This window comes from Actinospica robiniae DSM 44927, from assembly GCF_000504285.1.
In the GTDB taxonomy this organism is placed as follows: domain Bacteria; phylum Actinomycetota; class Actinomycetes; order Streptomycetales; family Catenulisporaceae; genus Actinospica; species Actinospica robiniae.
Genome location: NZ_KI632511.1, coordinates 1,354,598 through 1,369,417, shown reverse-complemented (window position 1 = coordinate 1,369,417; position 14,820 = coordinate 1,354,598). Strand labels below are relative to the sequence as shown.

The 14,820-nt window shown below is 68.5% G+C and carries 16 protein-coding genes; 1 reads left to right on the top strand and 15 read right to left on the bottom strand.

The window, feature by feature from the left end; all coding sequences use genetic code 11:
• Positions 1 to 159 precede the first annotated feature (159 nt).
• From ACTRO_RS05840 to ACTRO_RS05785, 12 genes are all read right to left on the bottom strand, one after another.
• Positions 160 to 3,309 carry an AfsR/SARP family transcriptional regulator gene (locus ACTRO_RS05840; protein ID WP_034261735.1) on the bottom strand — a complete coding sequence of 1,050 codons (3,150 nt, stop codon included), beginning with the start codon at positions 3,307 to 3,309 and terminating at the stop codon, positions 160 to 162.
• 40 nt (positions 3,310 to 3,349) lie between these two features.
• Positions 3,350 to 3,781 (bottom strand): hypothetical protein, encoded by a 432-nt coding sequence (locus ACTRO_RS05835; RefSeq protein WP_245594311.1) that lies wholly within the window; start codon positions 3,779 to 3,781, stop codon positions 3,350 to 3,352.
• Positions 3,778 to 4,254, bottom strand: coding sequence for a TadE/TadG family type IV pilus assembly protein (locus ACTRO_RS05830; protein WP_281177840.1), 477 nt, complete (start codon positions 4,252 to 4,254; stop codon positions 3,778 to 3,780). Before ACTRO_RS05830 ends, ACTRO_RS05835 begins: the two co-directional genes overlap by 4 nt.
• Positions 4,251 to 4,694 (bottom strand): TadE family protein, encoded by a 444-nt coding sequence (locus ACTRO_RS05825; protein WP_211244114.1) that lies wholly within the window; start codon positions 4,692 to 4,694, stop codon positions 4,251 to 4,253. Before ACTRO_RS05825 ends, ACTRO_RS05830 begins: the two co-directional genes overlap by 4 nt.
• Before the next feature lie 63 nt (positions 4,695 to 4,757).
• Positions 4,758 to 4,967, bottom strand: coding sequence for a hypothetical protein (locus tag ACTRO_RS05820; protein ID WP_034261733.1), 210 nt, complete (start codon positions 4,965 to 4,967; stop codon positions 4,758 to 4,760).
• Between the two features lie 163 nt (positions 4,968 to 5,130).
• Positions 5,131 to 6,024 carry a type II secretion system F family protein gene (locus ACTRO_RS05815; RefSeq protein WP_034261730.1) on the bottom strand — a complete coding sequence of 298 codons (894 nt, stop codon included), beginning with the start codon at positions 6,022 to 6,024 and terminating at the stop codon, positions 5,131 to 5,133.
• Entirely contained in the window at positions 6,024 to 6,893 is an 870-nt protein-coding gene (locus ACTRO_RS05810) for a type II secretion system F family protein (RefSeq protein WP_051452302.1), read from the bottom strand. Before ACTRO_RS05810 ends, ACTRO_RS05815 begins: the two co-directional genes overlap by 1 nt.
• Positions 6,890 to 8,203, bottom strand: a complete 1,314-nt coding sequence (locus ACTRO_RS05805; RefSeq protein WP_034261724.1) for a TadA family conjugal transfer-associated ATPase — start codon at positions 8,201 to 8,203, stop codon at positions 6,890 to 6,892. Before ACTRO_RS05805 ends, ACTRO_RS05810 begins: the two co-directional genes overlap by 4 nt.
• The gene (locus ACTRO_RS05800; protein ID WP_051450374.1) at positions 8,200 to 8,970 is read right to left on the bottom strand and encodes a P-loop NTPase family protein; all 771 of its coding nucleotides are present in this window, start codon (positions 8,968 to 8,970) and stop codon (positions 8,200 to 8,202) included. The genes ACTRO_RS05805 and ACTRO_RS05800 overlap by 4 nt, the downstream gene beginning before the upstream one ends.
• Positions 8,970 to 9,554: an SAF domain-containing protein gene (locus ACTRO_RS05795; protein ID WP_051450373.1), complete on the bottom strand. Its 585-nt coding sequence runs from the start codon at positions 9,552 to 9,554 to the stop codon at positions 8,970 to 8,972. Before ACTRO_RS05795 ends, ACTRO_RS05800 begins: the two co-directional genes overlap by 1 nt.
• Positions 9,555 to 9,701: 147 nt before the next feature.
• Positions 9,702 to 10,088 carry a PKD domain-containing protein gene (locus ACTRO_RS47950; protein ID WP_051450372.1) on the bottom strand — a complete coding sequence of 129 codons (387 nt, stop codon included), beginning with the start codon at positions 10,086 to 10,088 and terminating at the stop codon, positions 9,702 to 9,704.
• Positions 10,089 to 10,597: 509 nt separating this feature from the next.
• Positions 10,598 to 11,158 carry a hypothetical protein gene (locus tag ACTRO_RS05785; protein WP_157435799.1) on the bottom strand — a complete coding sequence of 187 codons (561 nt, stop codon included), beginning with the start codon at positions 11,156 to 11,158 and terminating at the stop codon, positions 10,598 to 10,600.
• 408 nt (positions 11,159 to 11,566) lie between these two features.
• Here ACTRO_RS05785 and ACTRO_RS05780 point away from each other — a divergent pair, with 408 nt between their 5' ends.
• Positions 11,567 to 12,064 (top strand): prepilin peptidase, encoded by a 498-nt coding sequence (locus tag ACTRO_RS05780; RefSeq protein ID WP_051450370.1) that lies wholly within the window; start codon positions 11,567 to 11,569, stop codon positions 12,062 to 12,064.
• Positions 12,065 to 12,079: 15 nt separating this feature from the next.
• Here the strand turns inward: ACTRO_RS05780 and ACTRO_RS05775 are convergent, their stop codons facing one another.
• From ACTRO_RS05775 to ACTRO_RS05765, 3 genes are all read right to left on the bottom strand, one after another.
• On the bottom strand, positions 12,080 to 12,715 hold the full coding sequence (locus ACTRO_RS05775; RefSeq protein WP_034261718.1) for an HAD family hydrolase: 636 nt from the start codon (positions 12,713 to 12,715) through the stop codon (positions 12,080 to 12,082).
• Between the two features lie 242 nt (positions 12,716 to 12,957).
• Entirely contained in the window at positions 12,958 to 13,578 is a 621-nt protein-coding gene (locus ACTRO_RS05770) for a flavoprotein (protein WP_051450369.1), read from the bottom strand.
• Positions 13,579 to 13,590: 12 nt separating this feature from the next.
• Positions 13,591 to 14,769 carry a helix-turn-helix domain-containing protein gene (locus tag ACTRO_RS05765; protein WP_084315997.1) on the bottom strand — a complete coding sequence of 393 codons (1,179 nt, stop codon included), beginning with the start codon at positions 14,767 to 14,769 and terminating at the stop codon, positions 13,591 to 13,593.
• Positions 14,770 to 14,820 lie beyond the last annotated feature (51 nt).

Below are 14,820 nucleotides of genomic sequence, written 5' to 3'. Positions count from 1 at the left end.
AGTACGTACGTGGCGGATCCCAGTAGGCCGCCCAGCCTGGCGAGGCACAGCGAAGTCTGGAGAAGGGCGGTAACCGCGTCGCGCTGATCGAGGTCCGTACTCTGAATTGACGCCGTCGCGGCCGGGCGCCGTTTCGGCAGGCGCGTGGCGAGAGTTTGGCTAGGAGGCGCGCGCGCCGCCGACAAGCTGGTGCTCGTGCTCGCGTCCTTCGCCGCGCTGGTGCGGTGTGCTTCCCGTTCTGGCCCGAGGTCGCTCGCGCAGCAGTTCGCCCAGCAGTTGTTCGGTCTGGGGCGTGAGGTATTCGCCGATGGCTTCGAGTTTCGTGATGAGCAGGTCGCGAGTGGCGATGATTTCGACGCGCCGCCCGAGCGCGGCCTGGGTCTTCATGATCTGGCGGTAGACCTCTTCGTTGTCGTCGATGACGCGGGCCTTCTCCCACCAGCCCAGAGCCGTCTCGAGGTCGCCGTTGTCGGTGGCGAGCTGGGCCAGGAGTGCGGCGGTGGCCAGGGCGTCGCGCCGTACTCCGGCGCGGGCGGCTTCGATCCACGCCTCGTCGTTGCCGGTCAGTAGTTCGCCATCGCACAGTTGCAGGGCGGCTTCGGCGGCGGCGGCGCGTTCGAGCGGGTCGGTGGTGCGCGAGGCGAGGGTGCGCAGCCGGTCGAACAGTGCGAGGTCGACGCCGACGAGCTTCGGGTCGAGTCGGTAGCGGCCGGCGGTGTCGAGCACGAACTGGGCGCTGGTGGCGCCAGTGGCTTTGCGCAGCGGGCCGCGCAGGTACGCCATCGCGGTCTTGCGGGTCTCGGAGAGTTCCTTGCCGGACAGATCGGGCCACAGCGCGGCGAGTTCTTCGCCGGATTGGCCGCGCCGGTGGTGCACGGCGAGGCGGGCGGCCAGACGGCGGGAGTTCGCGCGCAGGCCGGTGGTGATCGGGCCGTTGGCGTCTTCGATCACCAGCGGCCCGAGCACGCGCACACGCACGATCGCGGTGTTGAACGCCTCGAGGAGCGCGGTGACTGCGCCTTCCTCGGACTGAGCACTGACGGGTTCGACGTCGGCGGCCGGCGGCTGCTGGGGCGGGGCTGGGTGTTCGATTGCTGCGAGGTCGAGCGGTGTGGGGAGGGCGGCAGGCGAGGTCTGGGCGGCTGCTGCTGGCGCCGAGGTCACGGACGGGGCCTGGTGCTCCTTTTCGGCGGCCGTGTCTTCAGCTGTGGAATCGGCCAGGGGGAGGGCGTGGCATTCCGGTTCTGCCGCTTCGGTCTCCGGGTCGCCGTACTCGCCGAGGCCGAGCGGGATCGCAAGCGAGCCCGAGGGGTCCGGCTCCTCGAGGCCTGGTTGATCGCGCAGCCCAGATCCGGCGGCGACCGCCAACAGAGCGAGGCACTGGCGCAGTGCCAGGGCCGGAAGATCGAAGGCACATGCTTCCCCAGGCACACGCGGATCGCTCCCACCGGTGATCGCGCTGTCGCTGGCGATGTGCCAGGTCGGGTGAGTGGGGTGAGCGCCGAGGAGGACCAGGTGGGCGCGCAGCGCGGTTCCGGCCGCTGCGGTGGCTGCGAGGCGGGTGTCGTCGTTTTGCCGGGCGATGCCCAGCAGGATCAGCGGCGGGTGCGGTTCGAGGTCGCCGTGCTGTTCGGCGAGCTCGTCCAGGTCCGGGCAGTCGTAGTCTTCGAGCAGGCGCGTGCGGTAGGCGAGGTGTTCCTCGAGCAGCGCGAGCGCGGCGGGCAGGTCCGGGGTGACATCGAACTCGGCGACGCCGTCGCAGTACTGCTGGATGTGGGCGGGGTCGTCTTCGAGGAGGAGCGCGAGATCATCGCGCCCGATGATCAGCCGGGGGCGTTCGAGGCGATTGTCGGCGGCGCCGTCGGTCAGCACCGCTGCGGCGATCGCACGGGCCAGGCCGAGGGCGCCGGGGCCGGTGAGCCCCATGCCGCCGGGCAACTGGTCGAGGGTGATTTCCCCGGTCGCGGTGTGGGCGATGGCGATCGCCTGCGCGAAGGACGCATCGAGAGCCTCATACGGCTGCATTTCGGCGTCGTTGGCGTCGGGCTCGGCGGACACGGACTCGAGCGAACCGGGGGTCTCGGCAGAGGGGAACGTCGAGGACTCAGCCTCGGGCAGCGCCGCGCTGGGATCGGCGGACTGCTCGGTCGGATCGGTTGGGGCACCGAAATCGTCGAGCCCGTCATCGTCGGTTTCAGAGGTGGCGGGCAGCGAGGGTCGCAGCGCCGGTGGCAGTTCGTCGCGCACGAGGGCGGCGGCGCCGATCGGCCAGAACGGGCTCGCGAACCGGCGCCTGTGACGCCTGACCAGGGCGAGCGCGCCGAGCAATGCGAGCAGCAGGGAACCTGCGATCGCCCCGCCGTCGGCCAGATCGATACGCGTCACGCTGGGAACGTCACGCAGCGCGGGAGCCGCTGGCCGGGAAACGTCGGACAGGTGACGTACCGGTGGGATTGCCTGGTTGGAGCTGGGTGCCGGAGCCGGGATTGTGGGCGTCGGTTCCGTGTGTGCTGGAGTCGGGCTGGCGGGGGTGGTGGCTGTGGTGGCTGCGTGAGGTGCGGCTTTTGCTGTCGTCGGAGCTGGCTCAGGCGAGTTTGATTTCGACTTCGGTGTGTTGCTCGATGCAGAGCCCTTGGGTTCGATCTGGATCCGCCAGCCCGGGAGGATGAGGTCGGGATTGCTGAGCCGTGCGCCGTCGGGCTGTGGGCGCCCCTTGTTTTCCTGGTAGATCAGGGGCCAGTCCTTGCCGTTGCCCAACTTGCTTTCGGCGATGCGGTAAAGGGTGTCGCCGGGCCGGATGGTGACGGTGGTCTGTGGTGTGCCGGCCGTCGCGGTGTCGGTGTCCTCGGCGGACGTGGCAGTGGGGCCGGGGTGCACGGGCGCGACGGCCGCGGGGGTACTGGTGGGCAGCGGACTCGCGGTAACCGCGGCCGTCGCCGGTCTCGCGGCGGCGGCGCCCAGGCCGATGGCAGTGATCAGGGCGGCGGCCAGGAACTGCCCTGGTCCGAGTCCCGGGATGGTGGGCGCGTGGAGCCGCCGCAGCGTGTAAGAGAGCTCAATGGTGAAGGAGAGCGCGAGCGTCAGCCAGCACAGCCACAGCAGACAGCTGAGCACGTCGATGTACATGTCCGCAGGCGGTGGACTGGTCAGTGCGTTCCCGATGCCGGAGATCGAGGGCGCGGTGTGCGGCAGGGGCCAGCCGACGAAGCGCACCAGCACGTACGGCAGGCCGGCGAGCAGCGCGCCGAGCGCCACGAGGCCGGCAAAGGCTTTGGCCAGTCGGCGGAGGCCTTGTATCAGTGTGTTCACGGCTGGAATCCGTTCGTTGCCGGCTGTCGTAGACGGCGCGTCAGCTGGTCTGTTCGGCGGTGGCGTGGGCGCTGGCGTGCACGGTGATCGTCTTGATGTCCGCGAGGTTGAGCAGTTGGGTGCGCTGGGTGTGGGTGACCGTCACGGCGACGGTGTTTCCGGACACCTGGACGGTGCCGGTGTCGCCTGTACCAGCGAGGTAGTCCTTGGCGGCGGTCGCGGCGGCCTGCGGGTCGAGGACGGTCTGGCCGGTCGCGCGGAAGGTGACGAGGTTGATGGCCTGCGCGCCGGTGCGGGCGGCCTCCTGTGCTTCGTCGAGCGCGGTGACCTTCCCGGACAGCGCGAGTCCGCCGTCGAGCAGCAGTCCGGCGCAGACCAGGAGGGTGATGGCCAGGACGACGGTGAACGCGGTGGCGAATCCGTCTTGGCCGTGTCCGCGCAGCGCTTCGATTCGGGTGCGAATGTGTTTCACGATCCGATCCCGGTGTAGCGGTCGACGACGGAGCGGAAGGTCGAGGTGACGGTGGTCGGCAGGTCGAGGCCTCGTATGCCGGTGGTCGAGACGCGGCAGGTGACGGTGACGGTGATCGTCGAGCCAGGGGTTAGCGCCCCGACGTCGGCGGTGACGTTCATCGGGCTGCAGGTGACTCCGGCGCTGGCGAGTGCCTGGGTGGCGGTCTGTTCGGCGTCTTGTTCGGCCTGGGTGGCGTTGGTCGCCAGTGTCGCTGCCCGTGCGGCGGAGTGCGCTGCGTCCTGGACGCGTTCGCGGGCGTCGACGACGCGTCCGACCGCGACCATGAACAGCAGGAGGAGGATCAGCACGGGGGCGATGATGACGAGTTCGAGTGCGGCTGAACCGTGCTCGGGGTGCCCGCATCGCGTGCGGAGCCGAGCCAGCGGGCCTGCGGCGGTAGGACGTCGGTGTCTGGGGGCTTCCGGGGTCACGGGCTCGTCGTCCTTTCCACGGGCCCAACTGCCTCGGCGTGTACGTGCAGGGTGATGAACGGCAGGATCGACTCTGCGGTGCCGGCCACTTCGACCTGTACCTGTTCAGCGCCGCGCTGGACCGAGACGGTGCGCGTGGGCAGTGACCCGGCGGCTACCTGGTCGAGGATCTGTTCGGCTTGGGCCTGACCGGCTGCCTTGCTGCCGCCTTGAATGCGGGCCGCGGCAAGGGCTTGGGAGGCTGCGGCCTGCGCGACCTGCTCGGCGTGCCAGACGATGGTGAACTGGATGATGCCGAAGATGAGCAGGAGCAGGACTGGCACAGCGATGACCAGCTCGACCGCGCTCGAGCCACGCTCGTGGTCGCGGCGCAGTACTAGATAACGCGCGGTAAGCGCGGGTCGCGTGCGGCGGAGCGCATGGCGGAGTCGGCCGTGCACGAGTCCTCCTTCCTGCCTGATCCTGCGGCCGGACCGTTTGTGCGGCCCGGCCGGCGTCGTTCGTCAGCCGACGGAGATGGAGTTGGCCTTGTCGGTCACGAGCTTGGTGATGATCACGCCGACCGCGATGGCCAGGGCCGCGGCGACGGCGGTGATGATGACCCACTCGATGGCGCTGGCTCCCTTGGAGCGGTTCTCGTCGGCGAAGGCTGCGGCGGCGCGGGCGCGAAGGGCGCCGAGCAGGGCGGTCAGGGGCTGGATCTGAGGGATCATCGGTGGCGCCTTTCGATCGTTGGCGGGGGAGAGGTCGAAGCCCAGGGCCTGTGGCCGGGGCCGAGCCGTCACGCTGGGAGGGCGACGGACGTATCGGAGTGGCCGTGGCCCGGTGGGGGCAGGCCGCATGATTCGTGGGCCGTGTGCTGGTTCATCCGGGTGCTCACATGGCAGCGGCGATGTGGGCCATCGCCGGGTAGCCGAGGAAGCACAGGAAGCCCAGGACCATGAGCATGGTCGGCAGCGACAGTCGCTCGGTGGCGGACTGCGAGGCGGCGTCGGCTTCCGAGAGAGCGTGGGCGCGCAGCGAGGCGGCCTTGGCTGCGAGGCTCGCGCGCACCCGTGCGCCTTCGGTGCCGGCGAGGGTCAGGGAGGCCGAGAGTTCGCCGAGGGCCGGCACGTCGAGCTCCTCGCCGAGCTGGCCGAGGGTTTCGGCGGCGGGGACGCGCAGGGTTTCGGCGGCCGTGATGGCGCGGCGGATCTGGGTCATCGCCCAGCCCTCGCCGGTGTCAGCGGCCTGGGTGAGCGCGGATTCGACACCGGCGCCGCCGGAGAGCGTGACGACGGTCAGGTCCAGGAACGCTGAGAGGGCGTGGCGCACCTCGACGCGGCGGGTCTGCGCTTTGGCTTTGACGTCGTAGTCCGGGACGAGGAACGCCGCGCCCGCGCACACCAGCGCGAACCACAGCGCGGCGATCCACGGCAGCCGGATTCCCGCGACCGTGAGCACGAGCGTGAAAACGCTCGGTACCAGCAGCCCGGCCAGAGCGCCGGCGCACTTCTCCGCCAGGTGCGCTGCCACGGACCGCTCGAGCACAGCGAGGTCTCGCGTGACCTTCACACCGGGCAGGCTGGTGCCCTCGAGCAACCGGGCCAGGGGAGAGCCGAATCGCGCGGCCCAGCCGCCGTCGGCCTGGGTCAGGATGCGGGCCGGCCCGGCGACCGCGCGCTGTGAGGCCATATCGGCGGCCAGGGACGGCTTCGGTGGGCGCAGCCCGTAGACGATGAGGGTGAGACCGGCGCCGACTCCGGCGCCGAGAAGCAGCGGCAGGATCATCAGCGCTGCTCCTCGTGGAGGGCGCGGGTCAGGAACCGCACCGGCTCAGGACCACGGGCGATGCGGGCGAGCCACACGAACGAGAGCGCGAAGACTCCGGCGACCGCGAGCAGCACCAGCTGTCCGACGGGCGTGCCGTAGGGCGCAAGGTAGGAGTGAGCGAAGATCGTCAGGCAGGTGATCATCCCGAGGATCGTCGCGGTGATCGCACGCACGGTCGTGCGGGTACGCGCGCGGTCGGCGGCGGTGCGCAGCCGCAGCGACGCCTGGTCGCGTGCGGCTTGTGCGAGAGTGCCGAGCAGGTCGGCGAGATTGCGCGAGGAGTTGGCCGACGCGAGGGTCAACGCGGCGACCACCAGGTCACACGTGGCATCTCCGACCTCGAGGGCGAACAGCCGCAGGGCGTCGGGCAGGCGCATCCCCGAGGAGATCCGGGCCGCCAGCTCGGCCGCCTGCTCGCGGATCGCCGGCGGCGCTGCGGGGGCGGCCGCGATCAGCGACTGCTCGAGACCGGCCGCCGCCGAGAGGGTGTCACGCAGCAGTTCGGTGTAGACGGCCACCGCCTCGATCCGCGCCAACTCCTTCGCGTGGGCGCGGTCGGTGCCCAGGAACCGGGGCAGCACCCAGGCGCCGAGCGCACCGAGGATCCCGCCGGCCACCCAGCCGGTGAAGGCCGTCGCCGCGATACCCGCGGCGGCGGTGTACCCGATGCGCACGAGCATGCGGCCGCTGCGCAGCTTCTCCGCGTACAGCGAAAGCGCGGAGGGCCCGCGGTCGGCCGACACGCCGATCACGCCACGGATCAGCACCAGGACGCCGAGCGCGACGCCGATCCCGCACAGCGCGGCCAGCGCGTTCGCCCCGGTCACCGCGACCACCCGGCCCGGTGCGCGGCCAGCTCCGGGGGCAGCCCGGCATCGATGAGCCGCTCGGCCATCGCCGTGGTCCACGGCGCGCCGGGCATTGCGCGCCCGTCGCGCCCCGGACGGTAGGTCTCGTTCGAGATCATCTGGTACCCCTCGGCTCCGACGACTTCGCGCACGGAGGAGACCACGCGGGTGCCGTCCTTCAGAGCCTTGATGTGGATGACGACGTTGACCGCGTTAGCGATCAGTAGGTTGACGGTGGGCACATCGAGGCGCTCGGGGGCCTGGGCGGCGTAGGCGGCGAGCTTGCCGAACGCGCCGGCCGAGGAGGAGGCGTGGATCGTGGCCATCGAGCCGTCGTTGCCCTGCGACATCGCATTGAGCATCGGGACGATCTCATCGCCCCGGCACTCGCCGACGATCACACGGTCCGGGCTCATCCGCAGCCCCATACGCACCAGGTCGGCCTGGGTGACCGCGCCCGCACCTTCGAGGTTGGCCTCGCGCGCCTGCATGGCGACGACATCGGGATGAGCGTCACGATCAGCATGCAGGTTCAGCTCGTAGGTGTCCTCGATCGTGATCAGCCGCTCGTGCCCCGGAATCGCGCTCGATAAGCCGCGCAGGAACGTGGTCTTGCCCGCGTTCGTACCGCCCGCGATCAGGATGTTGGCACGAGCGAGCACCAGGGCCGCGAGGACCTCAGCCAGCTCTGGGTCAACGGTGCCCATCCCCGCCAGGTCGTCCAGCGAGACCTTCTCGAACCGGTGCCGGCGGATGGCGACCGACGGGCGCTTCGAGACGCCCATCACCGCGAACAGTCGGCTCCCATCCGGTAGTTGGATATTGAGCGACGGGTTGGCCCGGTCGAAGCGCCGCTCGTCGTGGCCGAGGCGCGAGCCGATCAGCCGGATCATGTCGACCAGCTCGTCATCACTGGCCGCGACGGGCGGATGAAGTTCACGACGTCCGCCGACGTAGGTGACGAATACCTCGTCACACCCGTTGACCGCGATGTTCTCCACGCTCTCGTCGTCAAGCAGCGCCTGGAACCGCCCCAGCCCGAAAAGTCCAGCGAACACGAGCCCGGCCACCCGGTCCTCGGCGAGCCGATCGAGAACGTCTGTGCCGTTCGCCAGCGCCTGACGGGTGTTGGCGTCCAGCGCCTCGCGGATCAGCTCGCGCGCACGAACCTCAAGTTCGGCTCGGGGCAACGGTTCGTCCGTTGCGGCCAGGATCCGACCGACCGACTTCTGGACGCTACGGGCGAGTGCGTCCTCAACTGCGGCGGAGTGAAGACCCATCCCGCTCATGCGTCAGCCTCCTTCGACACGGGCCTGGCGTTGGCGGACACGAGCGCACCCTGTCGTTGAATGACGACGTGGCCGAGCGTGCGTGCAGCCCGCGCCAGACGAGTGCGATCAAGGCCCCTTCGCATGGTCAAGCTCCCGGAGAGCACACCGGCGCACGCTTCGTCGCGCGGCAGGACGGCGAGCACGGGGGTTTGCTGTGACTCGGCGACCGCATCGGCTGGATAGCCGGTGCCGGACAGCACGAGCGAAACCGCCTCCGGGTCTCGGGCATACTGCTTGATCGTCGCGATACGCGCAGCCAACCGCGTGATCTCGGCCAGGTTGGGCCGGGCGACGATCAGAGTCAGGTCTGCGTAAGCCAGCAGATCCAACGTCGAGGAAGCAGGATCGAGGCGTCCGAGATCCAACACCGTGATCGCTTGGTCAGCCGACAAAGCGCGAAGGAGCCCGGCTCCGTCACGCGCGAGGAGCTGCACCGCGGCGCTCGCCTGGTCCGGTCCCTCCGGTGCGGTGACCACGTTCAACCCGCCGGGCAACGCGCTCGCGTGCGCGAACACTGTGGCTGGGTCTGCACTGTGTCTGGCAGCCGTGGCCAGGGCGCCGAGGCCAGGCTCGCCGGGTACGCGCTGCCAACTCTTCATGTCTCCGCCGGCCGGATCGGCCTCCACCACGACGGTGGCCGCGTCGGTCGGCCAGAATCCAGCCAGCGCGAGGGCGAGCGTGGAGACACCGGGTGACGAGCCTTGAGATCCGATCGCTATCAGCATCAGGACCCCGCGCTCACGGTGATCAGCTGCGCCTGGCCGCTCGGAATCGAGGCGATCGTGCTGGCCGAGGTCACATCGGTGCTCAACTCGACTGCCACCGAACCGTCCGAGGTGGTGGACGGGGTGACGGAGACAACGGTGGCCTGCGGGTCGATTTCCAGCGGCTGCCCTGCACCCGCAGTGGTGGATCCTGACGCAGGGCCGGTGGCCACCGCCACGTGAGCGCCCGCGGACAGGTTGACCGAGTACGAACCGAACTTCACCAGCACCGTCAATACAGCCTGACCGGCACCAGGCACCGTCGAGGTGCCGAGGTCCGACCTGGTCAGAAGACTCCCGGACTCCAACGTCACGGCGGCCGTCTGACCGACGACCGAGCTCGACTCGCCCGCCGGGATAACCGAGACACCAGATCCCGCGGACACCTGGACGCTACGCAGATCTTCAGCCGTGATCACCTGGCCGGCGCGAACCGTCGAGGCCAGCGCCAGCACGGCGTCGCGCGATCCCAGATTGACCGACGTCAGCAGCGCACCGAGCGCACAGACGGCGATCAGCACCACGCCGAGAATCGCGTAGGGCACCGATCTACGCTTGCCGACCGATGCGAGCCGGTGGGGAACGTCCGCCGGAGCCGACGGCGTCGGGCGGAGCTTCGTGGAAGGCGAAAGAGGCATGGGCGTATCCCGGAGTGGCGGCGCTAGGTGTTCTGGACGGAGGGACTGCGGTAGTCAGCTGGTGACCAAGGCGTTGGACTGCTCGACGGTGACCGGCGCGCTGGAGGTAGTGGTCATGCCGTTGAACTGGCCACTCTCACCGGCCCCGGCCCAGGTCACCTTCCAAGAGACGGTGGCAGTCAGGGTGAAGGTGCCGGCCTTGGTGTAGGTATGACCGCAGGTCGGGCTGGAGGCTTCCGCTCCGTAGGACGGTTCGTAGACCGTTCCCGGACCGTCGCAGGTGATTGAGGTGCCATCGCCGAACGACCAGACCGCTGAGACTGGAGTCGCGGTCGCGGTGACCGAGACTCCGCCGGCCGTGGCAGTCGCTGACGATGATGACCAAGAAGCTCCCGAAGCCCATACCCACACCGGGACGCTCACGAGCTCTGGGGTGCTCATCGCGGGGTTCGCCCCGATGCCTGGAGCTGGAAGCTTCAACTTGGCCGTCGCTTCCGCGGCCAACGTAGCGGTGGTCACTGCGGGCGACGTCGGAGGATTCGTCAGCCACATCTCAGTGTTTGTGTAGGTGTAGCCGCGGCCGCCCTTGAGAGCGTCGGGGCAGGAGACTGTGTACCACCCGCCCTTCTCTCCCGGGTGAGTGTCTGACCCCGTGGGCGGGATATAGGTCGGGTCGGCGGTGTAGGTACATGCGCCAGGTGTAATCAGTGTGCTCGTTGGTGAAGGGCTTGGGGACGGCTTGCTCTGGTCACCTCCGTTGGAGCCAGAGGACTGGCCGCCGCTCCCCGACGACGATCCCGCTCCTGAGCCAGGGTCCCCTGCAATGACGGTGCACGAGTCGGTGCCCGCTATGCACTCTGTCCCCCCGGTGCCATCCGCAATCGCTGTACCCGAGCCTGCCAACACGACCGCTGCAACACATCCACCAGATATGGCGCCGCGCAGCAAGGTCAACATGTGCCGACGCCGTTCAGCGCCAATTGGTCGATCTTCCACGTACCATTTTTGACTTCGGCCAGTACCTGGGTGCGGTGCTTGCCACCGGGGACGTCGTTGTACAGAGAACCATCAGTTGCTTTGTACTCAAGCCAAGCGGCATCCGAGAAGCAGCTGTTGATCACGATCTCTGTGGGGTTGGTCGAGGGGACCATCTCACCGAACGAAACGTCTGCCACCGTGGGCGATCCCTTGGACACGGCGCCCTTGGACTGCTCAGTCAACAGGGCCTTCGTGATGAGCACCAACGCATCTCCCGAGGCGTATTGGCCGAGTCTGGGGTCCTTGTAATTTGCTGTCCGGGCCGCGGAGACCCAGTCGTTGACCATCTCCACATAGGCGAAGAGTGCCGCCTTCTTCTGCGAGGCGTTCGGACCAGTAACGTCGAGCGCGTTGGCGCTGGGGTCCGGTGAGGCCTTGGCCGCGGGGGTGCTTTCGATCGAGGACTTCGAGCTTGCGGCCTCTGGGGTGGAGGTAGGCGACGCCGTGCACCCCCCGATGGCGAGCGCGGCCACGCCCGAAACAACCACAAGCAGCCTGAAGCGTAAGCAGCGCGACATGACAGCCGTCCCCGCTCTTCCCGTAATGAACCGTACTGGTAGCCACCAATTACTACCTTGAGCGCGATTAGTGAGGCAAGGTGCCTTATGCGGGAGCGCTGAAGATCGAGATCAAGCCGTGATCTAAAACTACGCAGCGTAGCGGTCGACCGGGCGGTGGACTCGCCTCATGACAACTGCCTATAGTCGCTCGGTACCTAATATCTTTCTGACCTGGTGGTATAGCGGATGGGCATCTCGACTGAGTGGGCTGTAGGCACTGGTGCACTTGCGGGCGCCGCGTCGGCGGCGCTCGCGTCTACCAGGTCCCGATTGGCAAGTTCGGCCGGTGGCCGGAGCGCGTCGATCACCATTGCCCCGTGGGTGTCAGTCGCCTTCGGGCTTTTAGTGGGCGCCGCGATCGGTGTTCATTTCGCCCATGTAGATACATTTCCGGCATATCTCGTTTTCGCGGTCTGCGCCGTGCCGCTGGCCGTGACCGATCTCGCCACGTTCATGATCCCGAACCGACTCCTCGGGCCGGCCGCCGCAGCGTCGCTGCTGGGTCTGATCTATGTCCTGCCGGGGGGCGGGGCTGCTCCTCTTGAGCGCGGGCTCCTCGCGGCTGCCGTGGTCGGTGTGGCATTCCTCGCGCTGGCGATCGTAGCCGGAGGCGGATTCGGGCTCGGAGATGTCAAATTATTGTCATATCTGGCCCTGTTGACGGGCTATCAGTCATGGAACCTGGTTCTCGTAAGCCTCCTCGCAGGATTCGTCATCGCCGCGTTGGCCGCCGCAACTATGCGACAAGTGAGGCACGGCAGCCAGATCGCGCTAGCGCCATGGCTGATAGGCGGTGCCGTAGTGGCGCTCGTCCTCTGACTCCTTGGGCTTGAGCTATCGGCAAGCCTTGAGCGCGTCCACAAGGTCGTGCAATGAATCGACGTGCCACTCGGCGGCGGCTCGTACGGCCGGGTCATCCGCGTACCGATATCCCCAGGGCCCGCGGCGCAGGTGCGCTGGACGCAGGCCGGCCGCCCTAGCGGAGATGATGTCGTTTTCCGGGTGATCTCCCACGTACGCGATCTGCTCCGTTGGGAACCCGCTCCATTCGCTGATCTTCTTGAAGAATCGTAGGTCGGGCTTGGCGAGGCCCCACTCGCCTGAGGTGGCGATGGCATCAACCGGCAGGTCGAGTTCGCGTAGCAGCTCGCCCGCTCTGGCGGTCTGATTGCCCGCGACCCCGACCCAGAGGCCGGCCGCTCGGAGGGCGGTCAAGGCTGGGCGGGCGTCGGGGTAAAGGTCGGACACGTCAATATGCTCGCCGCACCCTGCTGCCTCACGTGCGGAGCGTTCGGTCGCGAGGTCGAAGCCCGGCTTGACCAGCGCCAACGCATCGGCGTTGTTGCGACCTTCGGCGGTCACGTGCCCGACCAGCGCGGCGAGCGTGTGATGGGGCACGTTGAGCCAGTTTGCCCATGATCCCCAAAAGGTCGTGTCGTCTATCAACGTCTCGCCGACGTCGAACACCACGGCGCTTACTGGCACCCTACTCACAGGCTCGCCCTCACACTCGGCAGCTAGGTATCACGAGGATACGGGCAGTGAACGAGCAGAAGTAACGCATCGTCAGATCATGATGCCGCGTGGGGTTGGGGAGGCTGTGGCGAGCGGTGTGTTCGAAGGGGTGGACCGCGCCGGCTTAGCGCCAGGCTCTGGCGTGATCCCCGTGCGGTTCAGCTATTGCGTCGGGTTGCGACTGGCTCTTCAGCATTTCACTGGTTGAAGTGGTTCTCCCCAAACACATCGAAGGCGATTTGCCAAGGAAACGCATCGGGGCGGCTCTGGCCGGAATGTGGGACGTGCGGGGTGAATCCGTCCCCGCCGAGCGGAACGCGTACGCCCATCGTCTCCAACTGGCTGACGCCGCGTGCGAACGCGGGGTGGGCCGCCTGCCAGGCGTTGAGGTACGGCAGGGCGACGATCGGCTGAAGCGGGAGGCCGAGGACAGCGTCGTGGATGCGGCGACCGGCGGCCTCGGCGATCAGGCCGAGGGCCAGGTTGTCCTGGTGTCCGTCGGCCCACTTGGTGGTCGTGTTCAGCGTCATCGGCGCGACCAGGAACGCGTCGGGACTGGGCAGGGCGTCGGGTGTGCCGGGCTGCTTGTAACTCGAGCGGACCGGGTGGCCGGTGAGCTCGGCCAACTCGTCCAGGTCCTTGTCGAGCCAGGCGGCCGCGGTCGGGGTCAGGATGAGACAGGTGTCGTAGGCCCGGTCCTGGGCCTGGGTGATGGCGGTACGGATGTGGTGCACCGGCGGGGCTGCGCACCCGATCAGGTAGAGAACGGGCCTATGGTGCGCGGCCGGGTCGGCCGGGGGGTTCGTGTGCGCCGTCATGCCGGGACGGTATCAAGCAGCGAGGCCGGCGCGGCGGGCGAGAGCGCGCAGGCGCTCCGGCCTGGGCCCGGGTACGTCGAGCAGGGCTTGAATCGCGTCGCGCGCGGCCGGGCGTGTGCGCAGCTCTGCGCGGTTAGCTCCTTCGGCTCGCAGCAGTGCCGCGAGCGCGTCGGCGGTGCGGCCCAGCCGGGTGTAGGTGGTGGCGGCCTCGATCAGGTGGTGGGTGCGCCGCTCTGGCGGGAGCGCGTCTAGGGCGTCGGGCCGGATCCAGTCGGCTCCGTCGGCTGCCGGCACGTAGCGGGCGAGTGCCGCGTCGATCGAGACCTGATAAAGCAGGACATTGAGCTGATCGAAGCCGGAGAACAGGTAGTTGGCGCCGGTCGGCACCTGTTCGGCGCAACGGCGCGCCTGCGCGAGCATCTGCTGTGCCGCGACCGGGTTGTGGTTGTCCGCCGCGGCTACGGCTCCTTTGAGCCAGAGCATTCCCAGTGCGGTGGCGGAGGGCACGGATCCATCGGAAAGGCCGTGCTCGAGCCTGGTCGCGTAGCTTTCCGCGGTGTCCATCCCCAGCGCGGCGGCGCCGATCGTGGTCATCGTGTAGACGAGGGACTGGGCGGCCAGGGCGAGGGCGACCGGGTCGCCGCTGGTCTCGGCGAAGGCCACAGCCCGGTTCGCTGCTGTCCAAGCTGCAGGGCCGCCGTTGAACTTCATGAGGGTGATTGCCGCAAGGTGATGGGCACGATATGCGCACCGGGCGCTGGCCGGATCGTCCGGCAGCGCCCGGGCCGTAGTGACCAACTTGGGGAGTGTGCGCAGCAGCGCGCTGTAATGGCCGGCCTGGAACGCGGTGAAGCCGTACGCGCACTCGTCCCAGAGTCTTTCGAGGTCGGTGCCCCGGGTCTCGCCGGTCATCGGAGTGAGCAGCACTGCGCGCAGCAGCACGGTGTCGTCGTCCTCCGGTCTGCATCTCGCGTCAGATGCGGGGTCGTCGACGAGCTGGCTGAGCGGAACGTTCAGCACCCGGGCGAGGTCGCGCAGGGTGCTGAGCTTCGGGTCGGCCTGACGGTGGCCGCCCTCGAACTTCTTGACCCATTCCGCCGAGCAGCCGAGCGCCGCGGCGAGCGCCTCCCTGGTCATATCGCGGCTCTCGCGCAGGCGACGAACGCGTTGGCCGATTGTGCTCTGACTCATCACCTGTGGCTCCGGTAAAACGCAGCAAGATCACAAACAGGGGTACGGATC

Bases quoted from the DNA above. Each gene is read 5' to 3' on its own strand.
- ACTRO_RS05805 (WP_034261724.1), bottom strand. From the start codon at position 8,203: ATGAGCGGGATGGGTCTTCACTCCGCCGCAGTTGAGGACGCACTCGCC.
- ACTRO_RS05770 (WP_051450369.1), bottom strand. From the start codon at position 13,578: ATGACGGCGCACACGAACCCCCCGGCCGACCCGGCCGCGCACCATAGG.
- ACTRO_RS47950 (WP_051450372.1), bottom strand. From the start codon at position 10,088: ATGAGCACCCCAGAGCTCGTGAGCGTCCCGGTGTGGGTATGGGCTTCG.
- ACTRO_RS05765 (WP_084315997.1), bottom strand. From the start codon at position 14,769: ATGAGTCAGAGCACAATCGGCCAACGCGTTCGTCGCCTGCGCGAGAGC.
- ACTRO_RS05815 (WP_034261730.1), bottom strand. From the start codon at position 6,024: ATGATCCTGCCGCTGCTTCTCGGCGCCGGAGTCGGCGCCGGTCTCACC.
- ACTRO_RS05820 (WP_034261733.1), bottom strand. From the start codon at position 4,967: ATGATCCCTCAGATCCAGCCCCTGACCGCCCTGCTCGGCGCCCTTCGC.
- ACTRO_RS05800 (WP_051450374.1), bottom strand. From the start codon at position 8,970: ATGCTGATAGCGATCGGATCTCAAGGCTCGTCACCCGGTGTCTCCACG.